23 protein-coding genes are annotated in these 20,399 nt (G+C 42.8%); all 23 read right to left on the minus strand.

Translation table 11 applies throughout. From position 1 onward, the window contains the following. Nucleotides 1-555 (minus strand): 50S ribosomal protein L5, encoded by a 555-nt coding sequence (gene rplE / locus ONT08_RS03935; RefSeq protein WP_264959296.1) that lies wholly within the window; start codon nt 553-555, stop codon nt 1-3. Then, nucleotides 555-872 carry a 50S ribosomal protein L24 gene (gene rplX, locus ONT08_RS03940; protein ID WP_006848825.1) on the minus strand — a complete coding sequence of 106 codons (318 nt, stop codon included), beginning with the start codon at nt 870-872 and terminating at the stop codon, nt 555-557. The genes rplE and rplX overlap by 1 nt, the downstream gene beginning before the upstream one ends. A 20-nt stretch (nt 873-892) precedes the next feature. Next, nucleotides 893-1,258: a 50S ribosomal protein L14 gene (gene rplN, locus ONT08_RS03945; RefSeq protein WP_006848826.1), complete on the minus strand. Its 366-nt coding sequence runs from the start codon at nt 1,256-1,258 to the stop codon at nt 893-895. Between the two features lie 2 nt (nt 1,259-1,260). Beyond that, the gene (gene rpsQ, locus ONT08_RS03950) at nt 1,261-1,527 is read right to left on the minus strand and encodes a 30S ribosomal protein S17 (RefSeq protein ID WP_006848827.1); all 267 of its coding nucleotides are present in this window, start codon (nt 1,525-1,527) and stop codon (nt 1,261-1,263) included. Nucleotides 1,528-1,529: 2 nt separating this feature from the next. After that, the gene (rpmC, locus tag ONT08_RS03955; RefSeq protein ID WP_006848828.1) at nt 1,530-1,724 is read right to left on the minus strand and encodes a 50S ribosomal protein L29; all 195 of its coding nucleotides are present in this window, start codon (nt 1,722-1,724) and stop codon (nt 1,530-1,532) included. 2 nt (nt 1,725-1,726) lie between these two features. Then, a complete protein-coding gene (gene rplP, locus ONT08_RS03960; RefSeq protein WP_006848829.1) occupies nt 1,727-2,155 on the minus strand; it encodes a 50S ribosomal protein L16 in 429 nt (142 codons plus the stop codon). Nucleotides 2,156-2,171: 16 nt separating this feature from the next. Next, complete coding sequence (rpsC, locus tag ONT08_RS03965; RefSeq protein WP_006848830.1) at nt 2,172-2,903, minus strand: 30S ribosomal protein S3; 732 nt, start codon at nt 2,901-2,903, stop codon at nt 2,172-2,174. Nucleotides 2,904-2,912: 9 nt separating this feature from the next. Beyond that, nucleotides 2,913-3,317, minus strand: coding sequence for a 50S ribosomal protein L22 (gene rplV, locus ONT08_RS03970; RefSeq protein ID WP_006848831.1), 405 nt, complete (start codon nt 3,315-3,317; stop codon nt 2,913-2,915). A gap of 35 nt (nt 3,318-3,352) precedes the next feature. Beyond that, a complete protein-coding gene (gene rpsS, locus ONT08_RS03975; protein ID WP_006848832.1) occupies nt 3,353-3,619 on the minus strand; it encodes a 30S ribosomal protein S19 in 267 nt (88 codons plus the stop codon). A 10-nt stretch (nt 3,620-3,629) separates the two neighbouring features. Next, nucleotides 3,630-4,457 carry a 50S ribosomal protein L2 gene (gene rplB, locus ONT08_RS03980; RefSeq protein WP_006848833.1) on the minus strand — a complete coding sequence of 276 codons (828 nt, stop codon included), beginning with the start codon at nt 4,455-4,457 and terminating at the stop codon, nt 3,630-3,632. Between the two features lie 8 nt (nt 4,458-4,465). Continuing rightward, on the minus strand, nt 4,466-4,759 hold the full coding sequence (gene rplW / locus ONT08_RS03985) for a 50S ribosomal protein L23 (protein WP_006848834.1): 294 nt from the start codon (nt 4,757-4,759) through the stop codon (nt 4,466-4,468). Between the two features lie 17 nt (nt 4,760-4,776). Further along, nucleotides 4,777-5,406: a 50S ribosomal protein L4 gene (gene rplD, locus ONT08_RS03990; protein ID WP_022122146.1), complete on the minus strand. Its 630-nt coding sequence runs from the start codon at nt 5,404-5,406 to the stop codon at nt 4,777-4,779. After that, nucleotides 5,406-6,020: a 50S ribosomal protein L3 gene (gene rplC / locus ONT08_RS03995; RefSeq protein ID WP_022122145.1), complete on the minus strand. Its 615-nt coding sequence runs from the start codon at nt 6,018-6,020 to the stop codon at nt 5,406-5,408. Before rplC ends, rplD begins: the two co-directional genes overlap by 1 nt. 19 nt (nt 6,021-6,039) lie before the next feature. Next, a complete protein-coding gene (gene rpsJ / locus ONT08_RS04000) occupies nt 6,040-6,345 on the minus strand; it encodes a 30S ribosomal protein S10 (RefSeq protein WP_006283658.1) in 306 nt (101 codons plus the stop codon). Nucleotides 6,346-6,456: 111 nt separating this feature from the next. Next, the gene (fusA, locus tag ONT08_RS04005) at nt 6,457-8,571 is read right to left on the minus strand and encodes an elongation factor G (protein ID WP_264959297.1); all 2,115 of its coding nucleotides are present in this window, start codon (nt 8,569-8,571) and stop codon (nt 6,457-6,459) included. Nucleotides 8,572-8,598: 27 nt separating this feature from the next. Next, on the minus strand, nt 8,599-9,075 hold the full coding sequence (rpsG, locus tag ONT08_RS04010) for a 30S ribosomal protein S7 (RefSeq protein ID WP_264959298.1): 477 nt from the start codon (nt 9,073-9,075) through the stop codon (nt 8,599-8,601). Nucleotides 9,076-9,255: 180 nt separating this feature from the next. Then, a complete protein-coding gene (rpsL, locus tag ONT08_RS04015) occupies nt 9,256-9,636 on the minus strand; it encodes a 30S ribosomal protein S12 (protein ID WP_006848839.1) in 381 nt (126 codons plus the stop codon). A 243-nt stretch (nt 9,637-9,879) separates the two neighbouring features. Beyond that, entirely contained in the window at nt 9,880-10,206 is a 327-nt protein-coding gene (locus tag ONT08_RS04020; RefSeq protein ID WP_118085885.1) for a DUF3467 domain-containing protein, read from the minus strand. A 236-nt stretch (nt 10,207-10,442) separates the two neighbouring features. Continuing rightward, entirely contained in the window at nt 10,443-14,777 is a 4,335-nt protein-coding gene (gene rpoC, locus ONT08_RS04025; protein ID WP_117727213.1) for a DNA-directed RNA polymerase subunit beta', read from the minus strand. Between the two features lie 31 nt (nt 14,778-14,808). Continuing rightward, the gene (gene rpoB / locus ONT08_RS04030) at nt 14,809-18,621 is read right to left on the minus strand and encodes a DNA-directed RNA polymerase subunit beta (protein ID WP_264959299.1); all 3,813 of its coding nucleotides are present in this window, start codon (nt 18,619-18,621) and stop codon (nt 14,809-14,811) included. A gap of 110 nt (nt 18,622-18,731) precedes the next feature. Beyond that, complete coding sequence (rplL, locus tag ONT08_RS04035; protein WP_006848843.1) at nt 18,732-19,109, minus strand: 50S ribosomal protein L7/L12; 378 nt, start codon at nt 19,107-19,109, stop codon at nt 18,732-18,734. A 56-nt stretch (nt 19,110-19,165) separates the two neighbouring features. After that, a complete protein-coding gene (gene rplJ / locus ONT08_RS04040) occupies nt 19,166-19,684 on the minus strand; it encodes a 50S ribosomal protein L10 (RefSeq protein ID WP_117586710.1) in 519 nt (172 codons plus the stop codon). Between the two features lie 18 nt (nt 19,685-19,702). After that, nucleotides 19,703-20,395, minus strand: a complete 693-nt coding sequence (gene rplA / locus ONT08_RS04045; protein ID WP_117586709.1) for a 50S ribosomal protein L1 — start codon at nt 20,393-20,395, stop codon at nt 19,703-19,705. Between the last annotated feature and the right edge of the window lie 4 nt (nt 20,396-20,399).

The raw sequence follows: 20,399 nt of genomic DNA on the forward strand, positions 1-20,399 counted from the left end.
TTAATCTTTATTTGCGTTCTTGAATGGAAGACCAAAAGCCTTCAAAAGAGCAAAACCTTCTTCATCAGTCTTAGCTGTTGTTACGAAGGTAATATTCATACCCTGAATACGATCGATCTCATCGATATTAATCTCAGGGAAGATAATCTGCTCTGTGATACCTAATGTATAGTTACCACGACCATCAAACTTGCTCTCAATACCCTTGAAGTCGCGAATACGAGGAAGAGAAACACGAACGAGCTTCTCTAAGAACTCGTACATACGCTCACGACGCAATGTTACCATAACACCGATAGGCATCTTCTTACGAAGCTTGAAGTTTGCAATATCCTTTTTAGAATATGTAGCAACAGCCTTCTGACCGGTGATAGCAGTAATCTCATTGATTGCTACATCAACAATTTTCTTGTCCTGAGTAGCATCACCAAGACCCTGATTGATGACAATCTTCTTCAATACTGGAATCTCCATAGAAGAAGAGTAGTTGAACTGCTTCTGAAGAGCAGGAGCGATTGTCTCCTTATATACTTTCTTTAACTGTGCTGTATCCATTACTTGATTTCCTCCCCTGACTTTTTAGCGATGCGAACAACGTTTTTACCCTCATGCTTGATAGCAACACGAGTAGCCTTGCCACTCTTAGGATCAATCAAACTCAAATTTGAGATATGAATAGGAGCCTCCTGCTTAACAATACCTCCCTGAGGATTCTTAGCAGATGGCTTAGTGCTCTTAGAAACCATGTGCACACCTTCTACGATAGCACGGTTCTCCTCAACGAGGACCTTAAGCACCTTACCAGTCTTGCCCTTATCTGCACCGGCAATAACGATAACGGTATCGTCTTTCTTAATATGTAACTTACTCATTACTTCTTACTTTTTAAATATTAAAGAACCTCAGGTGCTAAAGAAACGACTTTCATATTTACTGCACGAAGCTCACGAGCAACAGGACCGAAGATACGGCTACCACGAAGCTCACCTGCATTGTTAAGCAATACACAAGCGTTGTCATCGAAACGGATGTAAGAACCATCTGCACGACGAATTTCCTTCTTTGTGCGAACAATCAAAGCCTTTGATACTGCACCCTTCTTCAAATCACTTGATGGGATAACGTTCTTGACTGCAACAACAATAACGTCACCAACGCTAGCGTAACGACGGCCTGTACCACCGAGAACTCGAATGCAAAGAGCCTCACGAGCACCGCTGTTATCACATACTGTAAGTCTTGATTCAGTCTGTATCATAATTACTTAGCTTTTTCAACAATTTGTACTAATCTCCATCTCTTTGTCTTAGACAGAGGACGAGTCTCCATGATCATAACTGTATCACCTACGTTAGCCTCATTATTCTCGTCATGTGCATGGTACTTCTTTGTCTTCTGGACAAATTTACCATAAATAGGGTGCATCTCCTTGAACTTAGCTGCAATAACAATGGTTTTATCCATCTTGTTGCTAATAACAACACCCTGTCTTACTTTTCTTAAATTTCTTGTTTCCATCTGGACCATTATTATTTGTTAAGTTCTCTCTGACGAAGTTCAGTTTTCATACGTGCAATATCACGACGAGCAACCTTAATCTCTGATGGATTCTCAAGTGGAGTTACATTATGATTGATCTTCTTCTTGTTCAAAGCATCAACAGCTGCCTCCAACTTCTCAACCAATTCTTTGGTCTCGATATTTTTAATTTCTGCAATCTTCATAATTAAGCGTTTTTATCGTAATCACGTCTAACAATAAACTTAGTCTTAACAGGAAGTTTCTGAGCGCAAAGGCGAAGACCTTCTTTTGCAATATCGAAACTAACTCCTTCAACTTCGAAGAGAATTCTACCTGGTGTAACAGGTGCAACCCATCCTGCTGGATCACCCTTACCTTTACCCATACGGACATCAGCAGGCTTGCGAGTGATTGGCTTATCAGGGAAAATTCTAATCCAGACCTGACCTTGACGGTTCATATAGCGGTTCAATGCTACACGAGCTGCCTCAATCTGACGACTATCGATCCACTTTGATTCAAGAGTTTTGATACCAAAAGAACCGAAAGCCAATTGTGTACCTCTGTGAGCGTTGCCTTTGTTGCCACGACCATCTTGAGGTCTTCTATATTTAACTCTTTTTGGCTGTAACATGATAGCTTTCTAAAATTTAACGGTTATTGTTTCTTTTACGATTACCACCACGGTTGTTAGAGCGACCGTTACCACGGTTGTTGCTCTTATTGTCCTGTGAGAAGTTTGGAGTAAGATCAGCCTTACCATAAACCTCACCACGGCAAATCCAAACCTTAATACCAAGCAAACCTACCTTTGTAAGTGCCTCGCACTGGCAGTAGTCGATGTCTGCGCGGAATGTATGAAGAGGAGTACGACCCTCTTTGTACATTTCTTTACGTGCCATTTCAGCACCATTCAGACGACCTGTAATCTGTACCTTGATACCCTCAGCACCAGCACGCATGGTGTTAGCAACTGCCATCTTGATAGCGCGACGATAAGCAATCATGTGCTCAATCTGAGTCGCAATATTCTTACCAACGATAGTAGCATCAAGTTCAGGCTTTTTAACCTCGAAGATGTTGATCTGAATATCTTTCTTATAAAGCTTCTTCAGCTCTTCCTTCAACTTATCTACATCCTGACCACCTTTACCAATGACAATACCTGGACGGGCTGTACAAATAGTAATGGTAACAAGTTTCAATGTACGTTCGATAATAATACGAGAAATGCTTGCTTTAGCAAGACGCTCGTTAAGATACTTACGGATTTTCTGATCCTCAACGAGGTTATCACCGAAGTTCTTACCACCGAACCAATTTGAATCCCAACCACGGATAACACCAAGTCGGTTACTAATCGGATTAACTTTCTGTCCCATTCTACTTAATTATTTTTCGTCATTAGTTTTTGCATCAACAAAAAGAGTTACATGGTTAGAACGCTTACGAATTCTATAACCACGACCCTGTGGTGCAGGTCTCATACGTTTCATTGTAACGCCTTCGTCAACGAAGACCTTACTGATATAAAGCTCACCGTCTTCAGCCTTGCGATTATTCTTAGCTTCCCAGTTAGCGATAGCTGAACGAAGTAATTTCTCTACATCAGCTGATGCCTGCTTCTTAGAGAAGCGAAGTACTCCGAGTGCACGGTTAACCTCCATACCACGAATCATGTCTACTACATAGCGCATCTTACGTGGAGAAGAAGGAACGCCTACCAACTTTGCGAAGTACAAGTTTTTACGGGCTTCTTTCAATTTCTCAGCCGCAATATGTTTTCTTGCTCCCATTATTTACTTAAATTTTAAATGGTTTAACCCTTAGCTTACTTTCTGTTACCAGAGTGACCGCCAAAGCGACGTGTTGGAGCAAACTCTCCAAGCTTGTGGCCAACCATATTCTCTGTAACATAAACAGGGATAAATTTGTTACCGTTATGAACTGCAACAGTATGTCCTACGAAATCAGGAGATATCATTGAAGCTCTAGCCCATGTCTTAACAACATTCTTCTTGCCACTCTCGTTCATAGCGAGAATCTTCTTCTCGAGAGAAACGTTGATGTATGGACCTTTTTTAAGTGAACGACTCATAATTTACTCTTTATTTTTTGTTAGCTCTTTCGATAATATACTTGTTAGAAAGCTTCTTAGGTGCGCGAGTCTTAAGACCCTTAGCGTACAAGCCCTTACGTGAACGTGGGTGACCACCACTCTGGCGACCTTCACCACCACCCATTGGGTGATCAACAGGGTTCATAACAACACCACGGTTGTGTGGACGACGACCCAACCAGCGAGAACGTCCAGCCTTACCAGACTGTTCAAGAGCGTGGTCAGAGTTACCAACACTACCAACTGTAGCTTTACAAGCACTCAAAATCTGGCGTGTTTCACCAGAAGGGAGCTTAATTACACAATAACTGCCCTCACGAGAAGTCAACTGAGCAAAATTACCAGCCGAACGAACCAACAAAGCACCCTGACCAGGACGCAACTCGATGTTGTGGATCACTGTACCTACAGGGATGTTTGCCAAAGGAAGACAGTTACCAATCTCAGGAGCAGCATCTGCACCTGACATCAAAGTAGCGCCTACCTGAAGTCCGTTAGGAGCAATAATGTAACGTTTTTCACCATCAGCATAGTAAAGCAATGCGATACGAGCCGAACGGTTTGGATCGTACTCGATTGTCTTAACAACTGCTGGAACACCATCTTTCTCACGTTTGAAGTCGATTAAACGATACTTCTGCTTGTGACCACCGCCAATGTAGCGAACGGTCATCTTACCGGTGTTGTTTCGACCACCGGTAGAACGTTTACCGTAAACGAGAGACTTCTCTGGCACGGATGCAGTAATATCCTCGAACGTGCCAATAACTTTGTGTCTTTGACCCGGAGTAACCGGTTTTAATTTACGTACTGCCATTTTTTATTTTAAATATTGCTGTAAAAATCAATTGTATCGCCCTCCTTAAGAGTAACGATTGCCTTCTTGAACGCATTCTTCTGACCCTTAACAAGACCAGCCTTTGTATAACGGGCAGAGCGCTTGCCAGCGTAACGAATAGTGTTCACGTCAACTACTGTAACATTATACAGACTCTCAACTTCCTTCTTAATCTCGAGCTTATTAGCCTCAGGACGAACAACGAAGCCATAGCGGTTAGGCTGCTTGTCTGTAATCTTGGTCATCTTCTCAGTAACCAATGGTTTGATAATAAATGCCATATTCTAATATCTCCTTTTTACTTTGTTAAGATTTGGTCGATAGTCTCGAGCGACTTTTCTGTAATCACTACAACATCAGCATTCAAAACTTTATACGAATTGACGTTTGATGCGAGGATAACTTCAGCACGCTGCAAGTTACGAGCAGACAAATATACGTTTTTATTTGATTCTGGCAAAACAAAGAGCACTTTTTTGCCCTCAATTTTGAGATTCTTAATAATACTTAAGAATTCTTTAGTCTTTGGAGCCTCAAATGTAAAGTCTTCCAACATTACAATTGCGCTTTCCTGTGCCTTATAAGACAGAGCAGACTTACGAGCAAGAATCTTTACTTTTTTGTTGAGCTTGAAGCGGTAATCACGTGGTTTAGGACCAAAAACGCGAGCACCACCTACGAGTACAGGTGAGTTAATATCACCACGGCGAGCACCGCCGCCGCCCTTCTGACGACCAAGCTTACGAGTAGAACCGCTCATCTCGCTTCTCTCCTTAGACTTAGCTGTACCCTGACGCTGGTTAGCGAGATACTGCTTTACGTCAAGATAGAGAACGTGATCGTTAGGCTCAATGCCGAAGACTGCATCATTAAGAGCTACCTTGCGGCCGGTCTCCTGACCTTTGATATCTAATACGCTAACTTCCATTATTTCTCAATTAAAACAGTTGAACCTTTGCATCCAGCGAAAGAACCCTTAACAATAAGAAGATTCTGCTCTGGAATTACCTTTAACACCTGAAGGTTCTGAGTTGTAACTCTGTCACCTCCCATTTGGCCGCCCATGCGCATACCCTTGAATACCTTTGCAGGGTAAGAACAAGCACCAATAGATCCCGGCTTACGAGCGCGGTCATCCTGACCGTGAGTAGACTGACCTACACCACCGAATCCGTGACGCTTAACAACGCCCTGGAAGCCTTTACCCTTTGATGTACCAATTACATCAACGAACTTGCAATCGTTGAAGATTTCAACTGTAATTGTGTCACCGAGGTTGTACTCCTCATCAAACTTGAACTCGGCCAAGTGCTTCTTAGGTGTTGTGCCTGCCTTCTTGAAGATTCCCATCATAGGCTGAGAAGTACGCTTCTCCTTTGCCTCTTCGAAACCTAACTGATAAGCCTTGTAACCATCCTTTTCTACAGTTTTCACCTGGGTTACAACACAAGGACCTACTTCGATAACAGTGCACGGAATATTCTTACCGTCGGCACTGAAAACGGATGTCATTCCGATTTTCTTTCCAATTAATCCTGGCATTTCAATTTAATTTAAATAATTAGACTTTGATTTCTACTTCTACACCACTTGGCAATTCAAGCTTCATCAAGGCATCAACTGTCTTAGCTGTTGAGCTGTAGATGTCAATGAGACGCTTGAAATCTGAGAGCTGGAACTGCTCGCGAGACTTCTTGTTAACGAAAGTACTGCGGTTTACAGTAAAAATACGCTTGTGTGTTGGCAATGGAATAGGACCACTAACGATAGCGCCTGTTGCCTTTACAGCCTTCACAATCTTCTCAGCTGACTTGTCAACCAACTGGTGGTCGTAAGACTTCAGCTTAATTCTGATTTTCTGACTCATTTTTAAAATTAAGTTATTATTATATGAATTATTTAGTCTAATGGAAGAAGAGGTACGCTGCTTAAGAGTCATTCGCTAAGCAGCGCCTCATCTTACCGTTATTCTTTGTTATTAAAGAAGTTCTGCGTGACCCTTAACCTCCTCCAACACAGCCTTAGCAATTGTTGAAGAAAGAGGTGCATGATGATCGTACTCCATAGAACTTGTTGCACGACCTGAAGTGATAGTACGCAAAGCTGTTACATAACCGAACATCTCAGCCAATGGAACCATTGCCTTTACGATGCGAGCACCGCTACGACCTTCTTCCATACCCTGAACGAGACCACGGCGCTTGTTCAAGTCACCGATTACGTCACCCATGTTCTCTTCTGGAGTAACAACCTCTACCTTCATGATAGGCTCCATCAAAACTGGACCAGCCTTAGGGCAAAGTACCTTGAATGCCTGATGTGCTACCAACTCGAATGACAACTGGTCAGAGTCAACTGGGTGGAAGCTACCATCGGTCAAAGTGACCTTCAAACCTGTCATTGGGAAGCCACCGAGTACACCATTTGACAAGCAATCAGCGAAGCCCTTCTGTACAGATGGGATGAATTCCTTAGGAACGTTACCACCCTTAACCTCGTTGATGAACTGCAAGTCGCCTTCCTTGTAATCCTCGTCCTTAGGACCGATGGTTACATCGATACAAGCGAACTTACCACGACCACCAGACTGCTTCTTATAAGTTTCACGGCTCTGAGCTGTCTTAGTGATAGCCTCCTTGTAGTTAACCTGAGGCTTACCCTGATTACACTCAACCTTGAACTCACGCTTCAAACGGTCGATGATGATATCCAAGTGGAGCTCACCCATACCAGAGATAATTGTCTGACCGCTCTGCTCGTCTGTACGAACTGTGAAGGTTGGATCCTCCTCAGCCAACTTAGCGAGACCATTATCCATCTTAGCGATGTCTGCCTGGCTCTTTGGCTCTACTGCGATAGAAATCACAGTATCAGGGAATGTCATAGACTCCAATACGATTGGGTGTTCCTCGTCACAGAGTGTATCACCTGTACGGATATCCTTGAAGCCTACACCTGCACCGATATCACCAGCATCGATAGACTCCATTGGGATTTCCTGCTTAGAGTTCATCTGGAACAGACGGCTGATACGCTCGCGCTTGCCAGAACGTGGGTTGTAAACATAAGAACCAGCAACGACCTTACCTGAGTAAACGCGGAAGAATACCAAGCGGCCCATGAATGGGTCAGTAGCAATCTTAAATGCGAGAGCAGATGTTGGTTCATCCTCAGATGGTTTGCGATCCTCTTCCTCCTCTGTATCAGGGTTAGTACCGATGATATTTGGAGTATCCATTGGTGAAGGCAAGAATGCACATACATAGTCGAGCAATGGCTGAACACCCTTGTTCTTGTATGAAGAACCGAGCAACATTGGGCAGCACTCCATAGCACAGCAACCCTTACGGATTGCAGCAAGAAGCTTTTCTTCTGGAATATCCTTACCATCGAGATAAAGTTCCATAACCTCATCATCGAAGTTTGCAGCACCCTCAAGGAGCTTATCACGCCACTCAGCAGCCTCGTCAGCCAAGTCTGCAGGGATATCCTCTACATCATACTCAGCACCCATAGTTTCATCGTGCCAAAGGATAGCCTTCATCTTGATGAGGTCAACTACACCTTTGAAGTTCTCCTCTGCACCAATAGGAATCTGAACAGCAATTGGATTAGCACCCAAGATATCCTTCATCTGCTGAACTGTCTCGAAGAAGTTAGCACCAGAACGGTCCATCTTGTTTACATAACCGATACGAGGTACATTATACTTATCAGCCTGACGCCATACTGTCTCAGACTGTGGCTGAACACCATCAGCTGCAGAATATGTAGCAACAGCACCATCAAGTACACGGAGAGAACGCTCAACCTCAGCAGTGAAGTCTACGTGTCCCGGAGTATCGATCAAGTTGATTTTATAAGACTTACCGAGATAGTTCCAGTTGCAAGTTGTAGCCGCAGAAGTGATAGTAATACCACGCTCCTGCTCCTGAGCCATCCAGTCCATTGTAGCAGCACCATCGTGTACCTCACCAATCTTATGAGTCTTACCTGTATAGAACAAAATACGCTCAGAAGTTGTAGTCTTACCAGCATCGATATGCGCCATGATACCGATGTTACGAGTCAAATGTAAATCGCGATTTGCCATTTTCTTTTAACTATATTATATATTAAATTAGAATCTAAAGTGAGCGAACGCACGGTTAGCCTCAGCCATACGATGCATATCCTCCTTACGCTTAAAAGCACCACCCTGATTATTAAAAGCATCCATAATCTCTGCAGCAAGCTTATCAGCCATAGTCTTACCACCGCGCTTACGTGCAAAAAGAATAAGATTCTTCATAGAAATACTTTCCTTACGATCAGGACGAATCTCTGTAGGAACCTGGAAGGTTGCACCACCGATACGACGGCTCTTAACCTCTACCAGAGGAGTAATATTATCAAGTGCCTGCTTCCAGATTTCAAGAGCAGACTTTTCCTCGTTAGACATCTTAGCCTTTACAATGTCAAGTGCATTGTAGAAAATCTCATAAGATGTATTCTTCTTTCCATCATACATCAAATGATTTACGAACTTTGAGACCTTCTGGTCATTGAAGACAGGATCTGGAAGAATCACTCTCTTCTTTGGTTTTGCTTTTCTCATTTTAAATAAAACTTTTTTTCAATTCTGCATGGGGCTGTATAATGTTCTTCAACGCCCGCACCCGAGCATTTACTCAACCTGATTACTTCTCCAGCAAAACTTATATTAAATATTTTACCCCAACTCCCGACCTTCTCCGACCGTGAGTCTGCGGTTTTGTCTAAAATTTAAGAAGCTATATTACTTCTTTGCCTTAGGACGCTTAGCTCCGTACTTAGAACGACGCTGTGTACGATTCGCAACACCTGCAGTATCAAGTGTACCACGGACAATGTGATAACGTACACCAGGAAGGTCCTTTACACGACCACCGCGAACCAAAACAATTGAGTGCTCCTGCAAGTTGTGACCCTCTCCTGGAATATAAGAGTTTACTTCCTTTGAGTTTGTCAAACGTACACGTGCAACTTTACGCATTGCTGAATTAGGCTTCTTAGGAGTTGTTGTATAAACACGAACACAAACACCACGACGCTGAGGACAAGAATCCAAAGCTGGTGACTTGCTCTTGTCTACAAGAACTCGTCTGCCTTTTCTTACTAACTGTGAAATAGTAGGCATAATTTTACTTTTAAATTTATATATTTATTTTTATTTATTGTCTTATTTCGATGTAAGCCACTACTTTATAGAGCCTTTTCGGGGTGCAAAGGTACGATTTTTTCGGCAAACCACCTAAATATTAAGGAGACTTTTAAAAAAGGAGGGTTGGTTTTAACTTTATATAACTATTAAAAACGAATATTATAAAGAAAAAGCGGAATTTAGCAGAGAATTTAGTCTTAGTATGTATGCTGTAGTACATTATGCCTCACCTTTTGGTGTGCCGAATGGAGCGATTGTACGTTCTTGCTCATCAGACAACTCAATTTTACCGAAGGACTGCTCGTAGTTATAAATATTACTCTGCAATGCCTGGAGCAATCGCTTAGCATGCTCAGGTGCCATGATAACACGACTCTTGATCTGAGGTGCAGGCATGCCAGGAAGTGCACATGCGAAATCCAAGATGAAGTCTGAACTAGAATGTGTAATCAGTGCCAAGTTAGAGTATGTACCCTCTGCAACTTCAGGGCTGATGCCCATCTGGAACTGATTCTGCTGCTGTTGATTATTCTTATTTTCTTCCATAATTTTACTAAGTTAATAGGATTAAACTTTAAATGATAGTGCAAATTTACACATAATATCTGAAAAAGACGAATAATTTGCCACATATTTTTCAAAAAAAAAACATCATAAGACAACAGAAGGGGGAAATCCTTATTATTTTCTTTTTTCATCTGTTACAGATAATAAAAGGGTGCGCCATAAACTTATGACGCACCCTCATTATACCTATTTATATATAGTACTCTATTCTACGATTATTCTCCTATTGGAGAATCAGCATAGTCGAGCACATTTTTCTTATTAGCCTGCATACGCTCATATTCTTCTTTAGAGCCTACGATGAGCTTATCCCACTGACGAAGACCAGTACCTGCAGGAATCAAGTGACCACAGATTACATTCTCCTTCATACCCTCAAGGTAATCAACCTTACCACGGATAGCAGCCTCATTCAAAACCTTAGTAGTTTCCTGGAATGATGCAGCACTCATAAAGCTCTTAGTACCAAGAGCAGCACGAGTAATACCCTGAAGGATCTGTGTAGAAGTTGCAGATACGGCATCACGAACCTGTACAAGTTTCAAGTCGCGACGCTTCAATGCAGAATTCTCATCACGCAATCTACGAGCCGTTATGATCTGACCAGGTTTGAGACTTTCACTATCACCACCGTCAGTAACAACCTTCTTACCCCAGATACGATCATTCTCTTCTGCAAAGTCAAGTTTATCAACCAACTCTTGCTCCAAGAAGGTAGTATCACCTGGATCGTCAATACGAACCTTACGCATCATCTGACGTACCACAACCTCAAAATGCTTATCATTAATAGCCACACCCTGAAGACGGTAAACGTCCTGAATCTGGTTAACAATATACTCCTGAACAGCGGTAGGACCCATGATGGCGAGAATATCGCCAGGAGTTACACTACCATCAGAAAGAGGAGTACCAGCACGTACAGCATCATGTTCCTGTACCAAGATCTGCTTAGAAAGAGATACAAGATACTTCTTCTGATCGCCAGTCTTAGATGTTACGATGATCTCACGGTTACCACGCTTTACCTTACCCATAGTTACCTCACCATCGATTTCAGATACAACAGCAGGGTTAGAAGGGTTGCGAGCCTCAAGAAGCTCAGTTACACGAGGGAGACCACCAGTGATATCACCTGCACCACCTACAGCACGAGGAATCTTAACCAAAACCTCACCGGTATTAATTGTCTGTCCATCCTCAACAGCCAAGTGACCACCTACAGGGAAGTTGTATGTACCAAGGATTTCACCATTAGCATCGATAACATCACAAGATGGAACCATTGCCTTATTCTTGGAATCGGTGATAATTTTCTCCTCCAAACCTGTAGTCTCATCGACCTCAGCACGATAAGTCTGATCCTTCTGAACGTCATTGAACTTCAATGTTCCGGCATACTGGCTGACGATAACGGCGTTGAATGGATCCCAACGGGCGATAACGGTATCCTTCTCTACGATTTCACCCTCCTTGTGATACAATGAAGAACCATAAGGAACATTCAAAGTTGCAAGAACGATGTTTGTATTAGGATCCACGAAACGAATTTCAGCCAAGTGGCTTACTACCTTTTCGCATTTGATATCGTTTCCTTCCTCATCTTCCTCTACGAATGGTACTGTACTCAACTCATCAAACTCGATACGAGACTTATTCTTCGCAGCAATCTTAGCATTGGCAGCAGCATTAGATGCAATACCACCGGCGTGGAATGTACGGAGAGTCAACTGTGTACCAGGCTCACCAATAGCTTGAGCAGCGATGACACCAACGGCTTCACCCAACTGTACCATACGGGCCGTTGCCAAGTTACGGCCATAGCACTTCATGCAGACACCCTTTTTGCTCTCACAGGTGAGAACCGAACGAATTTCAACACTCTCGATAGGAGATTCATCAATAGCCTTTGCCTTAGCCTCGGTGATTTCTTCACCAGATTTGACAATCAGTTCACCAGTTGTTGGATGAATAACATCATGCACAGAAACACGACCCAAAATACGCTCATAAAGAGATGAAATAATCTCATCACCATTCTTTAAAGCTGTACAAACCAAGCCACGCAATGTACCACAATCCTCTTCGGTGATAATAACATCGTGAGAAACGTCTACAAGACGACGAGTCAAATAACCAGCATCGGCAGTCTTCATAGCTGTATCAGCAAGACCCTTACGGGCACCGTGAGAAGCGATAAAGTATTCCAATACAGACATACCCTCCTTAAAGTTAGAAAGGATAGGGTTCTCGATGATCTGCGCGCCCTCTGCACCAGCCTTCTGAGGTTTAGCCATCAAACCACGCATACCAGACAACTGCTTAATCTGATCCTTAGAACCACGGGCTCCGGAATCAAGCATCATGTATACGGCGTTGAATCCCTGGTCAGCTTCGGTCATCTCCTTCATCAAGATATTACCCAAATCTGTATTTACGTGAGTCCACGCATCAATAACCTGGTTGTATCGTTCCTTGTTGGTGATGAAACCCATATTATAGTTATTGGTAATTTCCTCAACCTCCTTGCGACCGCGCTCAACAATAGCTTCCTTCTCTGGTGGAATAATAATATCACCAAGGTTGAATGACAATCCTGCGACATAAGCCATACGATAACCTAAGTTCTTGATTCCATCAAGGAATTCACAAGCCTTAGCCATACCAACAGCCTTGATAACATTAGAAATCAAACCACGGAGGGTTTTCTTGGAAATCACATCATTGAAGAAGCCAACTTCATCAGGAATGATACCATTAACGATAACACGTCCAACAGAAGTTTCTACCATTCGTTTCTGGATTGTACCATCAACCAAGTCGTCAACTACAACCTTAATCAAAGCATGAAGATCACATCGGCCCTCGTTACGAGCAATCAATGCCTCTTCAGGACCATAGAATGTCAAGCCCTCACCCTTTGCACCTGGACGAATCTTAGTAATATAGTAAAGACCAAGCACCATATCCTGAGAAGGAACGGTGATAGGCGCACCATTAGCTGGGTTGAGAATGTTATGACTCTGGAGCATCAGGATTTGAGCCTCCAAAACAGCCTCATTGCTCAATGGAAGGTGAACAGCCATCTGGTCACCATCGAAGTCGGCGTTGAACGCTGTACATGCCAATGGATGCAACTGAATAGCCTTACCCTCAATCATCTTAGGCTGGAATGCCTGGATACCGAGTCGGTGAAGCGTAGGGGCACGGTTCAACATAACCGGATGACCCTTCATTACATTCTCAAGAATATCCCAGATAACTGGCTCGCGACGATCAACAATCTTCTTGGCACTTTTTACAGTCTTTACGATACCACGCTCTATCAACTTACGGATGATAAATGGTTTGTAAAGCTCTGCAGCCATCAGTTTTGGAAGACCACACTCACCCATCTTCAACTCTGGACCTACAACGATTACAGAACGGGCAGAATAGTCAACACGCTTACCCAGCAAGTTCTGACGGAAACGCCCCTGCTTACCCTTTAAAGAGTCAGAGAGTGACTTCAAAGGACGATTGCTCTCACTCTTAACAGCAGAACTCTTGCGTGAGTTGTCGAACAAGCTGTCAACAGCCTCCTGCAACATACGCTTCTCGTTACGGAGAATAACCTCAGGAGCCTTGATCTCAACCAATCTCTTCAAACGGTTGTTACGGATAATCACACGACGATAGAGGTCATTCAAGTCTGATGTTGCAAAACGACCACCATCCAATGGTACCAACGGACGAAGCTCAGGTGGAGTTACAGGAATAATCTTCATGATCATCCATTCTGGCTTGTTAATACCTTTACTAGCACGGAAACCTTCTACAACTTGCAGACGCTTCAGAGCCTCAGTTTTACGCTGCTGACTTGAATCGTTATTTGCGCGATCGCGGAGTTCGTATGACAAAGAGTCAAGGTCTACATTCTGGAGCAACTGATAAATTGCTTCAGCACCCATTTTTGCGATAAACTTATTAGGGTCCGTATCGTCCAAAAGTTCATTGTCACCATTAGGATCATACTGGTCAAGAAGAGCCATATATTCATCTTCTGACAAGAGATCAAGTTTGTGAGAACCGTTCAATTCAAGACCATCAGCATCAGTCTTTCCCTCAAGAATACCAGGCTGGATAACTACATACTTCTCGTAGTAAATGACAGCATCAAGTTTCTTGGTCGGCATACCTAAAAGGTAACCAATCTTATTTGGAAGAGAACGGAAATACCAAATATGAGCAACAGGTACGACAAGCTCAATGTGACCAGAGCGTTCACGACGAACTTTCTTCTCTGTAACCTCTACACCGCATCGGTCGCAGACGATTCCCTTATAACGGATACGCTTGTACTTGCCGCAGGCGCATTCATAGTCCTTAGTAGGACCAAAAATACGCTCGCAGAACAAGCCATCACGCTCCGGCTTATATGTACGATAATTAATGGTTTCCGGTTTAGTAACCTCACCATACGAATTTTCCAAGATCTCCTCTGGCGAAGCGAGACCGATGGTAATCTTCGTAAAATTATTCTTTACCTTTGTATCTTTTTTGAAAGCCATGTTTCTATATATAAATTAGGGGTTCTCAAAATTAATCAAGTTTGATGCTCAAACCAAGGCCACGAAGCTCATGGAGCAATACGTTAAGTGACTCAGGAATACCAGGAGTTGGCATTGGATCGCCCTTTACGATTGCTTCGTATGCCTTGCTACGTCCTACAACATCATCTGACTTAACAGTCAGGATCTCCTGCAAAACGTGGCTTGCACCGAATGCCTCGATAGCCCAGACCTCCATCTCTCCGAATCGCTGACCACCAAACTGTGCTTTACCACCAAGTGGCTGTTGTGTAATCAAAGAGTATGGACCGATAGAACGAGCGTGCATCTTATCCTCAACCATATGACCTAACTTCAAGAAGTAAGTCATACCAACAGTAGCTGGCTGGTCAAACTGCTCTCCAGTCTCACCATCATAAAGGTAAGTTGAGCAGAAACGTGGCAAGCCTGCCTTATCTGTCCATTCAGAGAGATCATCCAATTTAGCACCATCAAAGATAGGAGTAGCAAACTTTACACCCAACTTTTTACCTGCAGCACCCAAGATACACTCGAATATCTGACCAAGGTTCATACGTGAAGGCACACCCAATGGATTCAATACCATATCAACAGGACGACCGTCAGCCATAAATGGCATATCCTCCAAACGAACTACCTTAGACACAATACCCTTATTACCATGACGACCGGCAAGTTTATCACCAACCTGGATCTTACGCTTCTTAGCAATATATACCTTAGCCAGCTGAAGAATACCTGATGGAAGTTCATCACCAATAGTGATTGCAAACTTACGACGCTTTAATTCAGCATCAAGTTGCTTATACTTGCGGATATAGTTCATAATAAGTCTCTGAATCAAGCCATTGGTATGCTCATCCTTAGTCCACTTATTAGACTGAACACCATCATACTCCAAATTCTTCAAGGCTGTAGCAGTAAAGGTACTGCCCTTGGTGATAATCTCAGCACCTGTATAATCCTTTACACCCTCAGAAGTCATACCTTCTGTAAGCGTAAGTAACTTGTCTACGAGGATATCCTTCAAGTCATCACCCTTTGCCTCATACTCCTCATCAATCTTAGCAAGAATAATCTTATCCTGCTTCTTTGACTCACGGGTCTTGATAGCACGAGAGAACAACTTCTTGTCAATAACAACACCGCTCAATGATGGATTTGCCTTCAATGAAGAATCCTTCACATCACCAGCCTTATCACCAAAGATAGCGCGAAGCAACTTCTCTTCTGGTGAAGGATCACTTTCACCCTTAGGCGAAATCTTACCAATCATGATATCACCTGGTTCAATTCTTGCACCAACACGCACGATACCATTATCATCAAGATCCTTTGTAGCTTCCTCGCTGACATTAGGGATATCAGATGTGAATTCCTCTACTCCACGCTTAGTTTCACGGACATCAAGAGAGTATTCGTCAACATGTACAGATGTCAATACGTCATCACGAACCATACGTTCAGAAATAACAACAGCATCCTCATAGTTATAACCCTTCCAAGGAATATAAGCTACAAGCAAATTACGGCCCAAAGCCAACTCACCGTTTTCTGTCGCATAACCCTCAGTCAGGATATCACCCTTCTTTACACGCTGTCCCTTATTACAGATAGGACGCAAGTCGATAGTCATATTCTGGTTGGTACGACGGAACTTAGGAATACGATACTCCTTCAAAGCTGGTTCGAAGCTTACAAACTCATCGTCTTCTGTGCGATCGTAAAGGATACGGATAGTTGTAGCATCAACATATTCGATAACGCCCTCACCTTCAGCAGTAACCATAGTACGTGAATCCTCACAAACTTGCTTCTCAAGACCAGTACCAACTATTGGTGCATCATTATGAAGCAATGGTACAGCCTGACGCATCATGTTACATCCCATCAACGCACGGTGACCATCATCATGCTCCAAGAATGGAATCAAACCTGCGGATACAGAAGCAATCTGCTGTGGAGAGACGTCAACATAATCAACTTGATCCGGACCTACAACAGGATAATCAGCATCCTGACGACACTTTACTACATCACGAATGAAAGAACCATCAACAGTCAAAGGCGCATTACCCTGACCGATAATCTTAGACTCTTCATCCTCAGCAGTCAAGTATACAACATCCTCATTAGCCATATCGACCTTGCTATCATTCACCTTACGGTAAGGAGTAACAATAAAACCAAGATCATTAATCTTTGCATACATACAGAGAGAAGAAATCAAACCGATGTTTGGACCTTCAGGACTCTCAATAGGACAAAGACGACCATAGTGTGTATAATGTACGTCACGAACCTCGAAACCGGCACGCTCACGAGACAAACCACCAGGACCTAAGGCAGAAAGACGACGCTTATGAGTTACCTCAGCCAGAGGGTTAGTCTGATCCATGAACTGTGACAATGGATTAGTTCCAAAGAAAGAATTGATAACACTAGAAATTGTCTTAGCATTAATCAAATCTGTTGGAGTAAACACCTCATTGTCGCGAACATTCATACGTTCACGGATAGTACGGGTCATACGTGCCAAACCAATAGAGAACTGGTTAGCCAACTGCTCACCTACAGTACGAACACGACGATTAGACAAGTGGTCGATATCGTCAACTGTTGCACTAGAGTTGATCAGCTGAATAAGATATTTAATGATCTCAATAATATCTTCCTTAGTCAAGACACGAACATCAATGTCAGTATCAAGATTCAATTTCTTATTGATACGATAACGACCTACCTCACCCAGATCATAACGCTTATCGGAGAAGAACAGGTTTTGGAAAACCTCACGTGCACTTGCGTCATCTGCAGGATCAGCATTACGCAACTGACGATAGATATAGTTAACAGCTTCTTTCTCTGAGTTACTTGGATCCTTTGCCAAAGTATTGAAGATAATAGTAAACTTGTTGGCAGCTTCCTCATCCTTATGAAGCAGAACAGTCTGCGCTCCACTCTCAACAATCTCCTCAATATTATCAGCAGTAAGTTCAGTCTCACGCTCCATGATTACTTCATTACGCTCGATAGATACTACTTCACCAGTATCCTCATCAACGAAGTCCTCATTCCAACTCTTCAAAACACGAGCAGCAAGCTTACGACCAATAGCAGCCTTCATATTCTTCTTGTTAACCTTCACCTCCTCGGCGAGATCAAAAATCTGAAGAATATCCTTATCCTGTTCATAACCAATAGCACGCAACAATGTGGTTACAGGCAATTTCTTCTTACGATCGATATATGCATACATTACATTGTTAATGTCAGTTGCAAATTCAATCCAGCTTCCCTTGAAAGGAATGATACGAGCAGAATAAAGCATGGTACCATTTGCATGAACACCCTGGCTAAAGAACACACCAGGAGAGCGATGAAGCTGAGAAACAACAACACGCTCAGCACCATTAATCACGAAAGTACCATTATCGGTCATATATGGGATAGTCCCAAGGAACACATCCTGAATAAATGTACCGAAATCCTCATGATCAGGATCAGTACAATACAGTTTCATCTTAGCCTTCAAAGGTACACTATATGTAAGACCACGCTCCAAACACTCATCAATAGAATAGCGAGGAGGGTCGATATAGTAATCCAAGAACTCAAGAACGAAATTGTTACGTGTATCGGTAATAGGGAAGTTCTCAGAGAACACCTTATACAAACCGTCATTCTTGCGTTCCTCAGGCGGAGTATCCAACTGTAAGAAGTCCTTGAAAGACTTTAACTGCACATCGAGGAAATCCGGATATGGATACGGATTATGCACGCTGGCAAAATTTACTCTGTTATCAACAATTTTTGTAGCCATTAGAAGTTATTAAATGGGTTTTATTAATAATATAATAAAAGACACAAAAAGGTTAGGACTCACCTACTTGGAGAATCCTAACCATTTATATAAAAAATGTATTACTCTAATTACTTGAGCTCTACCTTAGCACCGGCCTCTTCGATAGCCTTCTTAAGGTTCTCAGCCTCGTCCTTAGCTACACCTTCCTTGATTGTAGAAGGAGCACCGTCTACGAGATCCTTAGCCTCTTTCAAACCGAGACCACAAGCCTCCTTAACAGCCTTTACAACCTGGAGCTTAGCGCCACCAACCTCAGCGAGGACTACGTCGAATGTAGACTTCTCCTCAGCTGCAGCTGCACCACCAGCAGCAGGACCAGCAGCTACAGCTACAGCTGCAGCAGCAGGCTCAATACCATACTCGTCCTTGAGGACTGTTGCCAACTCATTAACTTCCTTAACAGTAAGATTTACTAACTCTTCTGCAATAGCTTTGATATCTGCCATTTTATTCTAAATTTTATTTTTGTTTATACTATAATTAATGATAACATTGTGATTGATTACTCAGGACGCTCGCCCAATGTCTTAAGCACACCATGAATAGTGTTGCTTCCTGATTGAAGAGCTGAAACAACGTTCTTTGCAGGTGACTGGAGCAAAGCAACAATCTCTGCGATAACTTCGTTCTTGCTCTTGAGAGCTGAAAGTTCTGCAAGTTTGTCTGCGCCAACGTAGAAGCTTTCCTCTGCATAAGCAGCCTTCAGTGTTGGAACACCTTCCTTGTCATATTCCTTCAACAACTTAGCTGGTACATTAGCTGTATTGGCAAACATTACAGCAGTAGTACCCTTCAAGCAGCCATAGAGCTCAGAGAAATCGATATCTGAAGCCTCGAACGCCTTGTGAAGCAAGGAATTCTTAACAACAACCATCTTAATCTCGCTCTGGAAGCACTTACGACGGAGTGCGCTTGTCTTCTCAGCATTCAATCCTGTAACATCTACAAGATAGAAATGAGGAAACTCCTGCAACTTCTGTCCAAGTTCAGCGATAATAGTATCTTTAACTTCTTTCTTCATTTTACAAAACTTTTAGAGTTATTCAACTGATTTAGGATCAATCTTGATACCCTTACTCATAGTGCTAGAAATAAAGATACTCTTGATATATGTACCTTTAGCAGCAGCAGGCTTCAGCTTGATAACTGTGTTGATGAATTCCTTAGCATTTCCATAGATCTGCTCAGGAGTCATGCTAACCTTACCGATTGAAGTATGGATAATACCAGCCTTATCAACCTTAAAGTCAATCTTACCTTGCTTAACTTCCTTTACTGCCTTAGCAACATCCATAGTTACAGTGCCACTCTTAGGGTTAGGCATCAAACCACGAGGACCGAGTACACGACCCAAAGGACCAATCTTACCCATACAAGAAGGCATTGTGATGATGACATCAATATCTGTCCAACCACCCTTAATCTTCTCAACGTATTCGTCAAGACCTACATAATCAGCGCCTGCTTCCTTAGCAGCAGCTTCCTGATCAGGAGTACAGAGTGCGAGCACACGAGTAACCTTACCTGTTCCGTTTGGCAATGAAACAACGCCACGAACCATCTGGTTAGCCTTACGTGGATCAACACCTAAGCGTACATCAATATCAAGAGATGCATCAAACTTGGTAGTGGTAATTTCCTTTACCAACTCTGAAGCCTCCTTCAATGTGTATGCCTTCCCTGCTTCAACCTTATCAGCTACTGATTTTTGATTTTTTGTCAGTTTACTCATTTTT

Origin of the sequence: Segatella copri (genome assembly GCF_026015465.1) — a bacterium.
In the GTDB taxonomy this organism is placed as follows: domain Bacteria; phylum Bacteroidota; class Bacteroidia; order Bacteroidales; family Bacteroidaceae; genus Prevotella; species Prevotella copri_E.

Bases quoted from the DNA above. Each gene is read 5' to 3' on its own strand.
- rplE (WP_264959296.1), bottom strand. From the start codon at position 555: ATGGATACAGCACAGTTAAAGAAAGTATATAAGGAGACAATCGCTCCT.
- rplX (WP_006848825.1), bottom strand. From the start codon at position 872: ATGAGTAAGTTACATATTAAGAAAGACGATACCGTTATCGTTATTGCC.
- rplN (WP_006848826.1), bottom strand. From the start codon at position 1,258: ATGATACAGACTGAATCAAGACTTACAGTATGTGATAACAGCGGTGCT.
- rpsQ (WP_006848827.1), bottom strand. From the start codon at position 1,527: ATGGTCCAGATGGAAACAAGAAATTTAAGAAAAGTAAGACAGGGTGTT.
- rpmC (WP_006848828.1), bottom strand. From the start codon at position 1,724: ATGAAGATTGCAGAAATTAAAAATATCGAGACCAAAGAATTGGTTGAG.
- rplP (WP_006848829.1), bottom strand. From the start codon at position 2,155: ATGTTACAGCCAAAAAGAGTTAAATATAGAAGACCTCAAGATGGTCGT.
- rpsC (WP_006848830.1), bottom strand. From the start codon at position 2,903: ATGGGACAGAAAGTTAATCCGATTAGTAACCGACTTGGTGTTATCCGT.
- rplV (WP_006848831.1), bottom strand. From the start codon at position 3,317: ATGGGAGCAAGAAAACATATTGCGGCTGAGAAATTGAAAGAAGCCCGT.
- rpsS (WP_006848832.1), bottom strand. From the start codon at position 3,619: ATGAGTCGTTCACTTAAAAAAGGTCCATACATCAACGTTTCTCTCGAG.
- rplB (WP_006848833.1), bottom strand. From the start codon at position 4,457: ATGGCAGTACGTAAATTAAAACCGGTTACTCCGGGTCAAAGACACAAA.
- rplW (WP_006848834.1), bottom strand. From the start codon at position 4,759: ATGGCATTTATTATCAAACCATTGGTTACTGAGAAGATGACCAAGATT.
- rplD (WP_022122146.1), bottom strand. From the start codon at position 5,406: ATGGAAGTTAGCGTATTAGATATCAAAGGTCAGGAGACCGGCCGCAAG.
- rplC (WP_022122145.1), bottom strand. From the start codon at position 6,020: ATGCCAGGATTAATTGGAAAGAAAATCGGAATGACATCCGTTTTCAGT.
- rpsJ (WP_006283658.1), bottom strand. From the start codon at position 6,345: ATGAGTCAGAAAATCAGAATTAAGCTGAAGTCTTACGACCACCAGTTG.
- fusA (WP_264959297.1), bottom strand. From the start codon at position 8,571: ATGGCAAATCGCGATTTACATTTGACTCGTAACATCGGTATCATGGCG.
- rpsG (WP_264959298.1), bottom strand. From the start codon at position 9,075: ATGAGAAAAGCAAAACCAAAGAAGAGAGTGATTCTTCCAGATCCTGTC.
- rpsL (WP_006848839.1), bottom strand. From the start codon at position 9,636: ATGCCTACTATTTCACAGTTAGTAAGAAAAGGCAGACGAGTTCTTGTA.
- ONT08_RS04020 (WP_118085885.1), bottom strand. From the start codon at position 10,206: ATGGAAGAAAATAAGAATAATCAACAGCAGCAGAATCAGTTCCAGATG.
- rpoC (WP_117727213.1), bottom strand. From the start codon at position 14,777: ATGGCTTTCAAAAAAGATACAAAGGTAAAGAATAATTTTACGAAGATT.
- rpoB (WP_264959299.1), bottom strand. From the start codon at position 18,621: ATGGCTACAAAAATTGTTGATAACAGAGTAAATTTTGCCAGCGTGCAT.
- rplL (WP_006848843.1), bottom strand. From the start codon at position 19,109: ATGGCAGATATCAAAGCTATTGCAGAAGAGTTAGTAAATCTTACTGTT.
- rplJ (WP_117586710.1), bottom strand. From the start codon at position 19,684: ATGAAGAAAGAAGTTAAAGATACTATTATCGCTGAACTTGGACAGAAG.
- rplA (WP_117586709.1), bottom strand. From the start codon at position 20,395: ATGAGTAAACTGACAAAAAATCAAAAATCAGTAGCTGATAAGGTTGAA.